The organism is Pseudomonas edaphica (genome assembly GCF_005863185.1).
GTDB classification, from domain to species: Bacteria; Pseudomonadota; Gammaproteobacteria; order Pseudomonadales; family Pseudomonadaceae; genus Aquipseudomonas; species Aquipseudomonas edaphica.
In genome coordinates this window covers 1-14857 of record NZ_VBVZ01000090.1, presented here as the reverse complement: position 1 = coordinate 14857, position 14857 = coordinate 1, and the positions used below count along the sequence as shown (strand labels likewise).

General features: G+C 61.4%; 13 protein-coding genes. All 13 read left to right on the top strand.

What is annotated here, in order from left to right; translation table 11 throughout:
• Window positions 1–84 precede the first annotated feature (84 nt).
• Complete coding sequence (locus tag FEM54_RS08540) at window positions 85–1530, top strand: purine-cytosine permease family protein (RefSeq protein ID WP_099549490.1); 1446 nt, start codon at window positions 85–87, stop codon at window positions 1528–1530.
• 69 nt (window positions 1531–1599) lie between these two features.
• Window positions 1600–2565: an ABC transporter substrate-binding protein gene (locus FEM54_RS08535; RefSeq protein WP_017138614.1), complete on the top strand. Its 966-nt coding sequence runs from the start codon at window positions 1600–1602 to the stop codon at window positions 2563–2565.
• 72 nt (window positions 2566–2637) lie between these two features.
• Window positions 2638–3489 (top strand): ABC transporter permease, encoded by an 852-nt coding sequence (locus FEM54_RS08530; RefSeq protein WP_028615386.1) that lies wholly within the window; start codon window positions 2638–2640, stop codon window positions 3487–3489.
• Window positions 3486–4310, top strand: coding sequence for a quaternary amine ABC transporter ATP-binding protein (locus FEM54_RS08525; protein ID WP_017138612.1), 825 nt, complete (start codon window positions 3486–3488; stop codon window positions 4308–4310). The genes FEM54_RS08530 and FEM54_RS08525 overlap by 4 nt, the downstream gene beginning before the upstream one ends.
• A gap of 136 nt (window positions 4311–4446) precedes the next feature.
• Window positions 4447–5970 (top strand): HAL/PAL/TAL family ammonia-lyase, encoded by a 1524-nt coding sequence (locus FEM54_RS08520; protein ID WP_138450425.1) that lies wholly within the window; start codon window positions 4447–4449, stop codon window positions 5968–5970.
• 31 nt (window positions 5971–6001) lie between these two features.
• On the top strand, window positions 6002–7540 hold the full coding sequence (gene hutH, locus FEM54_RS08515; RefSeq protein WP_017138610.1) for a histidine ammonia-lyase: 1539 nt from the start codon (window positions 6002–6004) through the stop codon (window positions 7538–7540).
• A gap of 220 nt (window positions 7541–7760) precedes the next feature.
• Window positions 7761–9170 (top strand): amino acid permease, encoded by a 1410-nt coding sequence (locus FEM54_RS08505; protein WP_017138609.1) that lies wholly within the window; start codon window positions 7761–7763, stop codon window positions 9168–9170.
• Between the two features lie 15 nt (window positions 9171–9185).
• Window positions 9186–10391, top strand: a complete 1206-nt coding sequence (hutI, locus tag FEM54_RS08500) for an imidazolonepropionase (protein ID WP_017138608.1) — start codon at window positions 9186–9188, stop codon at window positions 10389–10391.
• A gap of 11 nt (window positions 10392–10402) precedes the next feature.
• On the top strand, window positions 10403–11203 hold the full coding sequence (gene hutG / locus FEM54_RS08495; RefSeq protein WP_138450420.1) for an N-formylglutamate deformylase: 801 nt from the start codon (window positions 10403–10405) through the stop codon (window positions 11201–11203).
• A gap of 216 nt (window positions 11204–11419) precedes the next feature.
• Window positions 11420–12355 carry a choline ABC transporter substrate-binding protein gene (locus tag FEM54_RS08490; protein ID WP_138450418.1) on the top strand — a complete coding sequence of 312 codons (936 nt, stop codon included), beginning with the start codon at window positions 11420–11422 and terminating at the stop codon, window positions 12353–12355.
• A 152-nt stretch (window positions 12356–12507) separates the two neighbouring features.
• Complete coding sequence (locus FEM54_RS08485; protein ID WP_138450416.1) at window positions 12508–13437, top strand: alpha/beta hydrolase; 930 nt, start codon at window positions 12508–12510, stop codon at window positions 13435–13437.
• 104 nt (window positions 13438–13541) lie between these two features.
• Complete coding sequence (gene pip / locus FEM54_RS08480; protein ID WP_017138604.1) at window positions 13542–14513, top strand: prolyl aminopeptidase; 972 nt, start codon at window positions 13542–13544, stop codon at window positions 14511–14513.
• On the top strand, window positions 14510–14857 hold a 348-nt coding region (gene dtd / locus FEM54_RS08475; RefSeq protein ID WP_138450414.1), incomplete at its 3' end, for a D-aminoacyl-tRNA deacylase. The genes pip and dtd, both read left to right, overlap by 4 nt.

Sequence of the window (14857 nt, the reverse complement as noted above, 5' to 3'; positions counted from 1 at the left end):
GTCGCCCGCATCGCAGGCAAGCCAGCTCCCACAGTAGAACCCGCAATCTGCACACCCAGAACAATCCATCAGAGGTTGACCAACATGGCTGCAAATGACACCACACCGTTGATCGAAAGGCGTTCGATCGACTACATCCCGGAAGCGGAAAGACACGGTCGTCTATTGAGCCAGTTCACCCTGTGGATGGGTGCCAACCTGCAAATCACCGCGATTGTCACCGGGGCCTTGGCCGTGGTGCTCGGCGGTGATGTGTTCTGGTCGTTGATCGGTCTGTTGATCGGCCAACTCATCGGCGGCGGCGTCATGGCGTTGCATGCGGCGCAAGGGCCAAAGCTTGGCCTGCCACAGATGATCTCCAGCCGGGTGCAGTTCGGCGTTTACGGTGCAGCCATCCCGATTGTGCTGGTCTGTTTGATGTACCTCGGTTTCACCGCGACCGGGACCGTGCTGTCGGGGCAGGCACTGGGCCAGTTGTTCGGGGTCAGCGACAGCGTCGGTATCCTGATTTTTGCCAGCGTCATCGTACTGGTCACCGTGCTGGGCTACCGGGTGATCCACTTTATTGGGCGTGTCGCCAGCGTCATTGGCGTGATTGCCTTTGTCTATCTGTTCAGTCGTTTGATGAGCCAGACCGACGTTGGCGCGCTTTTGCAGATCCGCCACTTCAGCTGGAGCAGTTTCCTGCTGGCGGTGTCGCTCGCGGCCTCCTGGCAGATCGCCTTCGGCCCTTACGTGGCGGACTATTCACGTTACCTGCCAAGCAAGACATCTTCGCTGAAAACCTTTCTCGCCGCCGGTGCAGGTTCGGTCATTGGCGCTCAGGTGGCGATGGTCCTTGGCGTGTTTGCCGCGGCCATGTCCAACGGGCAATTTGCCGGTCACGAAGTCGCCTACATCGTTGGGTTGAGTGGTACAGGCGCCACCGCTGCGCTGCTGTACTTCAGCATCGCGTTCGGCAAGGTCACCATCTCTACCCTGAACTCCTACGGCAGCTTCATGTGCATTGCGACCATCGTCAGCGGCTTCCGTGGTCGCCTTGAGGTCACCCGCCTGCAGCGTCTGGTGTTCGTGCTGGTGATTGTCGGCACTGCAACCCTGATCGCGTTGCTCGGCCAGCACTCGTTCCTCGGTGCGTTCAAGTCTTTCATCCTGTTTCTGCTGGCGTTCTTTACGCCGTGGAGTGCGATCAACCTGGTGGATTACTACTGCATCACCCGCGAGCGCTATGACGTCCCGGCTTTGGCCGACCCGAATGGCCGCTACGGTCGCTGGAACCTGCTCGGTATCAGCGTCTATGTGTTCGGTGTGCTGGTGCAGTTGCCGTTCATCTCCACCAAGTTCTACACCGGCCCTTTGGTTGCCGCGCTGGGTGATGTGGATATCTCCTGGATCATCGGCCTGGTACTGCCAGCGGCCTTGTATTACGTATGTGCGAAAAAATGGCACGGCACGGTGCCCGATCAACTGATCCTGCCAATAGAGCAGGGCGCTGCACCAACGACAAACGGGCTGGCTGCACAGGCCTGATGGGACGTGGACAGGGCAGGACGCCTACTGACTGCCGTAATCCATTTCAAGATTGGGAGCGTCACAACAATGAAGATGAATAAAACCTTGCTGGCCACCGTGTTATCTGCAGGCTTGCTGGCCTCTGCCGGCGCCCAGGCGGCGGGTTGGTGCGAGTCCGGCAAACCGGTGAAATTCGCCGGGCTGAACTGGGAAAGCGGCATGTTGCTCACCGACATCCTGCAAACCGTGCTGGAGAAAGGCTACGGCTGCAAAACCGATAGCTTGCCGGGCAACTCCATCACCATGGAAAACGCCCTGAGCAGCAACGACATCCAGGTTTTCGCCGAAGAGTGGGTAGGCCGCAGCGAGGTCTGGAACAAGGCCGAGAAGGCCGGCAAAGTTGTCGGTGTTGGTGCGCCGGTGGTCGGCGCCGTGGAAGGCTGGTATGTGCCGCGTTATGTGATCGAAGGCGACGCCAAGCGCAAGCTGGAACCCAAGGCACCAGACCTGAAAAATATCGCCGACCTGGCCAAATACGCCTCGGTGTTCAAGGACCAGGAAGAACCGTCCAAAGGCCGCTTCTACAACTGCCCGGCCGGCTGGACCTGTGAGCTGGATAACAGCGAAATGCTGAAAAGCTATGGCCTGGAAAGCACCTACACCAACTTCCGTCCAGGCACCGGCCCGGCGCTGGATGCGGCCGTGCTGTCGAGCTACAAGCGTGGCGAGCCGATCCTGTTCTACTACTGGTCGCCAACCCCGCTGATGGGCCAGGTCGATCTGGTCAAGTTGCAGGAAAAGCCCGGTGTGGATAAAAGCGTGAGCATCAAGGTCGGCCTGTCCAAAACCTTCCACGAGCAAGCGCCTGAACTCGTGGCGGTGCTGGAGAAGGTCAACCTGCCCATCGACCTGCTTAACCAGAACCTCGGTCGCATGGCCAAAGAGCGGATTGAGTCGCCAAAACTGGCGAAAATTTTCCTCAAGGAACATCCTGAAGTCTGGCACGCATGGGTGAGCGACGACGCAGCCAAGAAAATCGACGCGGCCTTGTAGGTCAAGCGTGTCCGGCTACCCTCAAGGGCCAGCCGGGCACCCGGCCACAACCCACTGGATCGAGAGCACGCTATGTTTCCTGAGAGTTTTACGTTTTCCATCGCCGACTGGGTCAACGGTTGGGTGGACTCACTGGTCACCAACTACGGCGATGTGTTCCGGCACATCTCCGACACGCTGTTATGGGCCATCGTCAACCTGGAAGGCTTGCTGCGTGCAGCGCCCTGGTGGCTGATGCTCGCCATTGTCGGCGGCGTCGCCTGGCATGCCACCCGCAAGGTGGTGACCACGGCGGTGATCGTCGGTCTGCTGTTCCTGGTGGGTGCGGTTGGCCTGTGGGACAAGCTCATGCAAACCCTGGCACTGATGATGGTCGCCACGGTGATCTCGGTGCTGATCGGCATTCCGTTGGGCATTTTGTCTGCACGCAGCAATCGCCTGCGGTCGGTATTGATGCCGCTGCTCGACATCATGCAAACCATGCCCAGCTTTGTGTACCTGATCCCGGTGCTGATGCTGTTTGGCCTGGGCAAGGTGCCGGCGATTTTCGCCACGGTGATCTACGCCGCGCCACCGTTGATTCGCCTCACCGACTTGGGCATTCGCCAGGTCGACGGCGAAGTCATGGAAGCCATCAACGCCTTCGGTGCCAACCGCTGGCAGCAACTGTTTGGCGTGCAACTGCCGCTGGCATTGCCGAGCATCATGGCCGGTATCAACCAGACCACCATGATGGCGTTGTCGATGGTGGTGATCGCCTCGATGATCGGCGCCCGAGGCCTGGGTGAAGACGTGCTCGTCGGCATCCAGACCCTCAACGTCGGCCGTGGCCTCGAGGCCGGGCTGGCGATTGTGATTCTTGCAGTGGTCATCGACCGCATTACCCAGGCCTATGGTCGTCCACGGCATGAGGCGAGCAAATGACTACTGTCAGCAAAATTGAAGTTAAAAACGTCTTCAAGATTTTCGGCAACCGCTCCAAGGAAGCCCTGGCGATGGTTGGTCAGGGCAAGACCAAGGACCAGGTACTGGCCGAGACCGGTTGCGTGGTCGGCGTGAACGACCTGTCACTGAGCATCGGCACGGGCGAGATCTTTGTGATCATGGGCCTTTCGGGTTCGGGCAAGTCCACGTTGGTGCGTCACTTCAACCGCCTGATCGATCCAACCAGCGGCGCGATCTTGGTGGACGGCGAAGACATCCTGCAACTGGACATGGAAGCCCTGCGCCAATTCCGTCGCCACAAGATCAGCATGGTGTTCCAGAGCTTCGGCCTGCTGCCCCACAAGAGTGTGCTCGACAACGTTGCCTACGGCCTCAAGGTGCGCGGCGAAACCAAGCAGGTGTGCGCCGAACGTGCGTTGCACTGGATCGAAACCGTGGGCCTCAAAGGCTACGAAAACAAATACCCGCACCAGCTTTCCGGTGGCATGCGCCAACGTGTAGGCCTGGCCCGCGCCTTGGCAGCCGATACCGACATCATCCTGATGGACGAAGCCTTCAGCGCCCTCGACCCGCTGATCCGCGCCGAGATGCAGGACCAGTTGCTGGAGCTGCAAAAGACCCTGCACAAGACCATCGTGTTCATCACCCACGACCTCGACGAGGCGGTGCGCATTGGCAACCGCATTGCGATTCTCAAGGACGGCAAGCTGATCCAGGTCGGCACGCCGCGCGAGATTCTGCATTCGCCGGCGGATGAGTATGTGGACCGGTTTGTTCAGCGCCGGGCGGCGGTGGTCTGATCCGGATCTTGTGGCGAACCGGCTGGCGCCATCGCAGGCAAGCCAGCTCCCACAGGGGAATGCATTTCAAATGTGGGAGCTGGCTTGCCTGCGATAGGGCCAGTGAAGCTGCACAAGCATTGAAGAAGGTATGAAGATGTCCCAGGCAACAAAAATCATCATCGCCGACGCTCCACTGCGTTGGCAGGACGTGGTCGCCGTCGCCCGCCACGGCGCCGTGCTCGAACTCTCGGGCCACGCCTGGGCGCGTATCGACAATGCCCAGGCCATCGTGCAACGCATCGTCACCAGCGGCGAACGCGCCTATGGTGTGAATACCGGCCTGGGCGCGCTGTGCAATGTGTCGCTCAAGGGTGAACAACTCAGCCAGCTGTCGCGCAACACACTGCTGAGCCACGCCTGTGGCGTCGGCCCGGTGCTGAGCGACGAACAGACCCGCGCGATCATCTGCGCAGCCATCATCAACTACAGCCACGGCAAATCCGGCCTGCACCCGCAGGTGGTGCATTCGTTGCTGGCGCTGCTCAACCATGGCATCACGCCGCAAGTGCCGTCCCAGGGCTCGGTGGGCTACCTGACTCACATGGCCCACATTGGCGTGGCCTTGCTCGGGGTTGGCGATGTGAGCTATCGCGGCCAGATCGTGACGGCGCAAGCCGCCTTAAAAGCCGAAGGTTTACAGCCTGTGGTGCTCGGCGCCAAAGACGGCCTGTGCCTGGTCAATGGCACGCCGTGCATGACCGGCCTGAGCTGCCTGGCCCTGGCCGACGCGCATCACCTGCTGCAATGGGCCGACGTGATCGGCGCCATGAGTTTCGAAGCCCAGCGTGGTCAGATCGACGCCTTTGACGAAGCCATCATCGCCCTCAAGCCACACCCAGGCATGCAGCAAGTCGGCATCAACCTGCGTGCCTTGCTTGACGGCAGTGAAGTGATCGCCAGCAGCAAAGGCATCCGCACCCAGGACGCGCTGAGCATCCGCTCGATCCCGCAGATTCACGGTGCGGCGCGTGATCAGGTGGAACACGCCACACGCCAGATCGAGACCGAACTCAACAGCGCCACCGACAACCCGCTGGTGCTCGGCACGCCGGACAACTACCGCGTGGTGTCCCAGGCCAACCCGCATGGGCAGTCTGTGGCGCTGGCGGCCGACATGCTCGCCATCGCCATGGCCGAAATCGGCTCGGTGGCCGAGCGTCGCCTGGACCGCCTGATCAACCCGCACGTCAGTGGTTTGCCGGCGTTCCTGGTCAGCAACCCTGGGGTCAACTCCGGGATGATGATCGTGCAGTACGTCGCCGCCTCGCTGTGCGGGCAAAACCGTCAGCTGGCGCAACCGGCGGTGCTCGACAATTTCGTTACCTCGGGCCTGCAGGAAGACCACCTGAGCATGGGCACCAATGCCGCGCTCAAGCTGCATCAGCTGTTGGCCAACGTCACGCAGATTCTCGCCATCGAGTACCTGCTGGCAGCCCAGGCGTTCGAGTTTTTGAAGGGCCAGCGTTTCGGCGCGGGTACTGACAGCGCCTGGCGTCTGCTACGCGAAAAGGTCGCACCTTACGAACAAGACCGTTGGTTGGCGCCAGATATTGCCGCCACCGCCGCGCTGCTCAAAGACACCGCTTTGCTGCGCTCAGCAATTCCCCATTTGCACTAAACACTTATTCAAAAGAACAATTCAAAGGAGCATGAATGTGACTGCGCTAAATTTGATTCCAGGCCAACTGAGCCTTGCCCAACTGCGAGCCATCTACCAGCAGCCGGTAACCCTCACTCTGGATGACAGCGCCACGGCGCAGATCGAAGCCAGTGTGGCCTGCGTGGAGCAGATTCTCGCCGAGAACCGCACCGCCTACGGCATCAACACCGGTTTTGGCCTGCTGGCCTCGACCCGCATTGCCAGTGAAGACCTGGAAAACCTCCAGCGTTCCCTGGTGCTGTCCCACGCCGCCGGCGTCGGTGAGCCGATCAGCGACGCGCTGGTGCGGCTGGTCATGGTGCTCAAGGTCAACAGCCTGAGCCGTGGGTTCTCCGGCATTCGTCGCCAGGTGATCGACGCGCTGATCGCACTGATCAACGCCGAAGTGTACCCGCACATTCCGCTCAAAGGTTCGGTCGGTGCTTCCGGCGACTTGGCGCCATTGGCGCATATGTCGCTGGTGCTGCTGGGCGAAGGCAAGGCGCGCTACAAGGGCGAATGGCTGGAAGCCACCGAAGCGCTGAAAGTTGCCGGCCTGACGCCGCTGACGCTGGCGGCCAAAGAAGGCCTGGCGCTGCTGAACGGCACCCAGGTATCCACCGCTTATGCCTTGCGCGGCCTGTTCGAAGGCGAAGACCTGTTCGCCGGTGCGTTGGCGTGCGGTGCCCTCACCGTGGAAGCGGTATTGGGCTCGCGCTCGCCGTTTGATGCACGTATCCATGCCGCCCGTGGCCAGCGCGGTCAGATCGACGCGGCCGCGGCATATCGCGACCTGCTCGGCGAGAGCAGCCAGGTGTCCCAGTCGCACCAGAACTGCGACAAGGTGCAAGACCCGTATTCCCTGCGTTGCCAGCCGCAAGTCATGGGCGCCTGCCTGACCCAGTTCCGCCAGGCTGCCGACGTGCTGGTGGTAGAGGCCAACGCCGTGTCGGATAACCCGCTGGTGTTTGCTGCCGAGGGCGACGTGATTTCCGGCGGTAACTTCCACGCCGAGCCGGTGGCCATGGCTGCCGACAACATGGCGCTGGCCATCGCCGAAATCGGCTCGCTGAGCGAGCGTCGTATCTCGTTGATGATGGACAAGCACATGTCGCAACTGCCGCCGTTTTTGGTCGGCAATGGCGGGGTGAACTCCGGTTTCATGATCGCCCAGGTCACCGCTGCGGCGCTCGCCAGTGAGAACAAGGCGCTGGCGCATCCCCATAGCGTGGACAGCCTGCCGACGTCGGCCAACCAGGAAGACCACGTGTCCATGGCTCCGGCTGCGGGCAAGCGTTTGTGGGAAATGGCTGAAAATACCCGTGGTGTACTCGCGGTTGAGTGGCTGGCGGCATGCCAGGGCCTGGACCTGCGCGATGGCTTGAAGACTTCGACCAAGCTGGAAAAAGCCCGCGGGATCCTGCGCGACAAAGTGGCGTTTTATGAGAAGGACCGCTTCTTTGCCCCGGACATCAATGCCGCCAGCGAACTGCTCGCCAGCCGCTGCCTGAATGAGCTGGTGCCGGCCAAGCTCCTGCCGAGCTTGTAACCGCAACGCAACCCAGTGTGGGAGCTGGCTTGCCTGCGATAGCTATCTGTCAGTTGAAACATGTGTGACTGACATACGATCGTTCCCACGCTCTGCGTGGGAATGTTGCCCTGGACGCTCCGCGTCCGCTTTAAGAGTCGTGACGCGGAGCGTCACAGGATGTGTTCCCACGCGGAGCGTGGGAACGATCTTCTCCTCATAAAAATAATAGGGACGAGAAATGCACCAGCAAGAAAAGGGTTTGAAACGCGGGTTGAGCGCCCGACATATTCGCTTCATGGCACTCGGTTCCGCGATCGGCACCGGGTTGTTCTATGGTTCCGCCTCTGCCATCCAAATGGCCGGCCCTGCCGTGCTGCTGGCCTACCTGATCGGCGGCGCTGCCGTGTTCATGGTGATGCGTGCTCTCGGTGAAATGGCCGTGCACAATCCGGTGTCAGGCTCCTTCGGCCAGTACGCCAGCACCTACCTGGGGCCTATGGCCGGGTTTGTGCTCGGCTGGACCTACGCATTTGAAATGATCATCGTCTGCCTCGCCGACGTCACCGCCTTTGGCATCTACATGGGCTTCTGGTTTCCCGAGGTCGCGCGTTGGGTCTGGGTGCTGGGTATCGTGTTTTTGATCGGCGGCCTGAACCTGTGCAACGTCAAAGTGTTTGGCGAAATGGAGTTCTGGCTGTCGCTGCTCAAGGTCGGCGCGATTGTGGCGATGATCCTCGGCGGCTTTGGCATCATGCTGTTTGGCATTCATTCTGCTGGCGAAACCCAGGCCAGCGGCTTGAGCAACCTGTGGGCCCACGGCGGCTTCATGCCTAACGGCATTGGCGGCCTGATCGCCTCGTTCGCGGTGGTGATGTTTGCGTTTGGCGGCATCGAAATCATCGGCATCACCGCCGGTGAAGCCAAAGACCCGCAGCGCGTGATCCCCAAGGCGATCAATGCGGTGCCGCTGCGCATCCTGTTGTTCTACGTGCTGACCCTGTTTGTGCTGATGGCCATCTACCCGTGGCCACAGATTGGCAGCCAGGGCAGTCCGTTCGTGCAGATCTTCAGCAACCTTGGCATCGGCTCGGCAGCGACCATCCTCAATATCGTGGTGATCTCGGCCGCCGTCTCGGCCATCAACAGCGACATTTTTGGCGCCGGCCGCATGATGTATGGCCTGGCCCAGCAAGGGCAGGCGCCCAAGGGTTTTGCGCAGCTGTCCAAGCAAGGCGTGCCGTGGATGACCGTACTGGTAATGGGCGCGTCGTTGCTCGGCGGCGTGGTGCTCAACTACCTGATCCCGGAAAACGTGTTCCTGTTGATCGCCTCGATTGCCACTTTCGCCACCGTGTGGGTGTGGCTGATGATCCTGTTTACCCAGGTCGCCATGCGCCGCTCCATGACCAGGGAACAGGTGGCCGAGCTGAAATTCCCGGTACCGTTCTGGCCGTATGCGCCAGCGGCGGCCATTGTGTTCATGCTGTTCGTGTTTGGCGTGCTGGGTTACTTCCCGGACACCCAGGCCGCTTTGCTGGTCGGCGCCGTCTGGATCGTGTTGCTGGTCCTCGCCTACCTGCTGTGGGTCAAGCCCGCTGCCGGGCAGGGGGCCAAGGTCCATTACGACCCGGCTTTGTCTCATCGATAACTTAGGGAGGCGTTGATGAAAACGCTTTGGCAACACTGCCACGTCGCAACTATGGCCCAGGGCAAATACTCGATCATCGAGGATGCCGCCATGGTCACCGCGGGTTCGCTGATCGAGTGGATCGGCCCCCGCAGCCAGGCGCCAGTGGCGGATTACGCCCAGGTGCATGACCTGCAAGGTGCGTGGGTCACCCCCGGGCTGATCGACTGCCACACCCACACGGTGTTCGGCGGCAATCGCAGCGGCGAATTCGAGCAGCGCCTTGAAGGCGTGAGCTACGCCGAAATCGCTGCCAAGGGTGGCGGTATTGCCAGCACCGTGCGCGCCACCCGTGCCGCCACGGAAGATGAATTGTTTGCCAGCGCTGAAAAGCGCCTGCGCAGTTTGCTGCGTGACGGCGTGACCACGGTGGAGATCAAGTCCGGCTACGGCCTTGACCTGGCCAACGAGCGCAAGATGCTGCGGGTTGCGCGGCGCCTTGGCCAGGTGCTGCCGGTGAGCGTGCGCGCCACGTGCCTGGCGGCTCACGCGCTGCCGCCGGAGTACAAGGATCGCGCTGACGACTACATCGACCACATCTGCACCGAGATGCTCCCGGCGCTCGCGGCCGAAGGGCTGGTGGATGCGGTAGACGCCTTCTGTGAGTACCTGGCGTTTTCCACCGAACAAGTGGAGCGTGTATTCAAGGTCGCCCAGCAGTTGGGCTTGCCGGTGAAACTGCACGCCGAGCAGTTGTCCTCTTTGCACGGCTCCAGCCTGGCGGCGCGTTACCACGCACTGTCGGCGGACCACCTGGAGTTCATGACCGAAGAAGACGCCATCGCCATGGCCGCGTCCGGCACTGTCGCGGTGTTGCTGCCGGGCGCGTTCTACTTCCTGCGTGAAACCCAGTTGCCGCCGATGGATGCGCTGCGCAAGCACGGCGTGAAAATCGCCATCGCCAGTGACCTCAACCCCGGCACCTCGCCGGCGCTGTCGGTACGCCTGATGCTGAACATGGCCTGCACCCTGTTCCGCATGACCCCGGAAGAAGCCTTGGCCGGCGCCACGCAACATGCGGCCACCGCGCTGGGCATGGGTGACACCCACGGTTCGCTGGAAGTGGGCAAGGTCGCGGATTTCGTCGCCTGGCAGATTGATCGCCCCGCCGACCTGGCTTACTGGCTGGGCGGCGAGCTGGATAAACGCGTCGTGCGCCATGGCGTCGACGTCACCGTCTGAGGAGTGTTGTTGTGGATAAGGTTCTGAGTTTCAAACAAGGCCGTGTGCCGCTGCTGATCAGCATGCCCCACGCGGGGTTGCGCCTGACGCCTGCGGTCGAAGCCGGGCTGATCCCCGAGGCGCAAAGCCTGCCGGACACCGACTGGCACATCCCCACGCTGTATGACTTTGCCGAGGCATTGGGCGCCAGCACCTTGTCGGCCGAGTACTCGCGGTTTGTGATTGACCTGAACCGGCCGTCCGACGACAAGCCGCTCTACGCCGGCGCCACCACCGGGCTGTACCCGGCGACCCTGTTCGAGGGTGTGCCGTTGTTCCGTGAAGGGCGGGTGCCGTCCGAAGAAGAACGCGTGACGTATCTGCAAAAGATCTGGGGGCCGTACCACCGCACCCTGCAAGAAGAACTTGCCCGGCTCAAGGCCGAGTTCGGCTATGCCTTGCTGTTTGATGCGCACTCGATCCGCTCGGTAATCCCGCACCTGTTCGAGGGCAAGCTGCCGGACTTCAACCTCGGCACCTTCAACGGCGCGGCGTGTGACCCCGAGCTGGCCAGCCAGCTGGAAGGCATCTGCGCTCAGCATCCGCAGTTCACCCATGTGCTGAACGGGCGCTTCAAGGGCGGGCATATCACTCGCCACTATGGCGACCCGGCGCAGGATATTCATGCGGTGCAGTTGGAACTGTGCCAGAGCACGTATATGGAAGAGGTTGAGCCGTTCCGGTATCGCCCTGATTTGGCTGCGCCGACCCAGGTTGTGTTGAAGCAGTTGCTGGAAGGGTTGTTAGCCTGGGGGCAGAAGCGCTACGGCTGATATCGCTATCGCAGGCAAGCCAGCTCCCACATTTGGATGTATTCACAGATCAAAATGTGGGAGCTGGCTTGCCTGCGATGGAGCCTTCCGGGTCGCCCCAGTGCAACTGCCGGTCGCCACAGTTCGTGTCAGCACAGGTCTCGCTGGGTAAGGTTGTGGGTACGGCGCACCAGACGCCACTTCCCACAATAAAAGCTGCCCAGTGAGACCTCATCCATGAAAAGACTGTTGTTGATCCTCACCGGCGCGGCTTTGATCAGCGCCAACGCCATGGCCGCAGAACCTGCATCCTGTAAAGCCGTCCGCATGGGCGTGGTCAGCTGGACTGACGTCATCGCTACCTCAGGCATGGCCGACGTGCTGCTCAATGGCCTGGGCTACGACAGCAAGCAGACCAGCGCGGTGCAGCAGATCATTTTTGCCGGCATCCGCGACAAACGCCTGGATATCTTCCTCGGCTACTGGAAACCGGCGATGGATAACAACATCGCGCCGTTCCTGGCCGCCAAGCAGGTCAAGGTGTTCGACACGCCCAGCCTCGCCGACGCCCAAGCCACCCTGGCCGTGCCGCAATACGTGGCGGATGCCGGGCTGAAGACGTTTGCCGACATCGCCCGCTTCAAGGACAAGTTGGGCGGCAAGATCTACGGCATCGAGCCGGGCAGTGGCGCCAATACCGATATACAGAAGATGATCGACACCAACCATTTCGGCCTGGGCGGCTTCAAACTGGTGGCTTCCGGTGAAGCGGGCATGCTCGCGGCGGTGCAGCGAGCGGTGAACCGCAAGGAGTTCGTGGTGTTCGTCGGCTGGACCCCGCACCCGATGAACATCAATATGAAAATGGCCTACCTCACTGGCAGTGAAGATGTGTTCGGCCCGGACGAAGGTCGTGCCACGGTTTCCACCGTCACCGCGCCGGACTTTGGCGAACGCTGCCCCAACGCCAACCGTTTGTTGCAGAACCTGACCTTCACCGCTGCCCAGGAAAGCCAGTTGATGGTGCCGATCATGGAGCGCCAGTCGCCGCAGGAGGTGGCTAGGCAATGGTTGCGTGACCACCCAGAGGATTTGCAGCGCTGGTTGGCCGGGGTTACGGCGTTTGATGGCAGCGATGGCGTGGCGGCAGTGCAGGACAGCCTCAAACCCTGAAAACACCGCCGGGCAAAATGTGGGAGCTGCGGTGCGACGATTCGACTGGCCTGCGATAGCGGTGTATCAGTGAATGAAGAGGTGACTGACACACTGCTATCGCAGGCAAGCCAGCTCCCACGTTTAGATCTCCATTCTCAGGGATATTGAGCATGTATCCGATTTCATCGCAGCTTGCCGCCTTCATCGCCAAAACCGAATCCTTCACCAGTGACGACTCTTCGCTGGCAGGCTTGCGTCATAACTACGACCGTATGTGCCAGGCCTTCACGCCACCGAAGCCTGAAGGGCTGCAACTGTCGGACTTTTCCCTGGGCGGTGTAGGCGTGCGCAGTTACCTACCCACGGCGCCAGCGCCGACGGAGGGCTGGCCCTGTCTCCTTTATATGCACGGTGGCGGCTGGGTGGTGGGCGGGTTGGACTCCCACGACTTTATTTGTTTCGAACTGGCGAGCGCGTTGCAGGTCCTGGTGATCGCCATCGATTACCGTCTGGCGCCGGAGTACCCGTTCCCGGCAGCCTACCAAGACTGTCGCGCCGTATGGCAGGCAATCCAGGCAGGGCAGGCGCCGCATGCCATCAACCTGCAACGCCTGGTGGTGATGGGCGACAGCGCGGGCGGCAATCTGGCGGCGGCGCTGTGCCTGGGGCTGCGCGACGACGGCCAGCCGCTGCCCGTGGCCCAGGTGCTGATTTACCCCGGCCTGGGCGGGCCTGCCGATTTGCCCTCGCGGCGTGACTGCATGGACGCACCGCTGCTCAGTACTGCCGACACCGACTGCTACCTGGCAATGTACCTGCATGCTGCGGGCACGCCATCGGCCTATGCCATGCCTTTGTTGGCCGAGTATTTCGGCGGCTTGCCCAAGGCGTTGATCGCCGTGGCCCAGTTCGACCCGTTGCGCGATGACGGCATGCTCTATGCCGAACGGCTGCAACAGGCCGGTGTGCCCGCCGTGCTGTATCCCGGCAAAGGTCTGGTTCACGGTTGCTTGCGCGCACGCGGCCAGGCCCCGGAGGTGGATCAGCTTTATAACTATCTGCTGCATTACCTCAGGAGCGAAGGGCTGACACAGGTCTAAGTATTCAAGGACATGCTCATTGCACAATTCGGGTTTATGATGCCAGACGGCAAGAATAATAGACGTCCCCTCAGGGATGAACCCGACACCCTATGGAGCGCGCAATGCAGACTTGGTACCCGCAGATCAAACCCTACGCCCGGCACGATCTGGCAGTCGATGACACCCACACGCTGTACGTCGATGAAAGTGGCTCCCCCGAAGGTTTGCCTGTCGTCTTCATCCATGGCGGCCCCGGCTCCGGTTGCGATGCCCAGAGCCGCTGCTATTTCGACCCGAACCTGTACCGCATCGTTACCTTCGACCAGCGTGGCTGCGGGCGTTCCACGCCGCGCGCGAGTCTTGAAAACAACACCACCTGGGATCTGGTCGCCGACCTCGAGCGCATCCGCGAACACCTGGGCATCGACAAATGGGTGCTGTTTGGTGGTTCCTGGGGCTCGACCCTGTCGCTGGCCTATGCGCAAAGCCACCCTGAGCGTGTGCATGGTTTGATCCTGCGCGGCATCTTCCTGGCCCGCCCGCAGGATATTCACTGGTTCTACCAGGAAGGCGCGAGCCGCATGTTCCCGGATTACTGGCAGGACTACCTTGCCCCGATCCCGGCGGACGAGCGCCACGACATGGTTGCCGCCTACCACAAGCGCCTCACCGGCAACGACCAGATCGCCCAGATGCATGCGGCCAAGGCCTGGTCCGGTTGGGAAGGGCGCATGCTCGGCCTGTGCCCGAGCCCGCAGCACGTCGAGCGTTTTTCCGAGCCGCAGCGCGCCCTGTCGATTGCGCGTATCGAGTGCCACTACTTCACCAATAACTCTTTCCTGGAGCCCAACCAGCTGATTCGCGATATGCACAAGATCGCCCATCTGCCTGGGGTCATCATCCATGGCCGCTACGATATGATCTGCCCGCTGGATAATGCCTGGGAGCTGCATCAGGCCTGGCCCAACAGTGAGCTGCAGGTGATTCGCGAGGCTGGCCATGCGGCATCCGAGCCGGGCATCACCGATGCGTTGGTGCGTGCGACCGGCGAGATGGCACGGCGCCTGCTTGATCTGCCGCCAGAAGAAGCATGAAGGGCCTGTTGCAACGGGTGCGTGGCGCCCGGGTCGAGGTGGCGGGTGAAGTCGTAGGCTCGATAGACCAGGGATTACTGGTGCTGGTCGCCGTGGAACCTTCAGATACGCCCGAGAGTGCCGACAAACTGTTGCACAAGCTGCTTAACTATCGGGTGTTCAGCGACGATGAGGGCAAGATGAATCTGTCCTTGAAGGACATTGGCGGTGGTTTGCTGCTGGTATCGCAGTTCACTCTGGCGGCGGACACCAAAAGCGGGTTGCGGCCCAGCTTCTCCACAGCGGCCCCACCGGCCCTGGGAGCCGCGCTTTTTGAACACTTGTTGTTACAAGCGCAACAATTG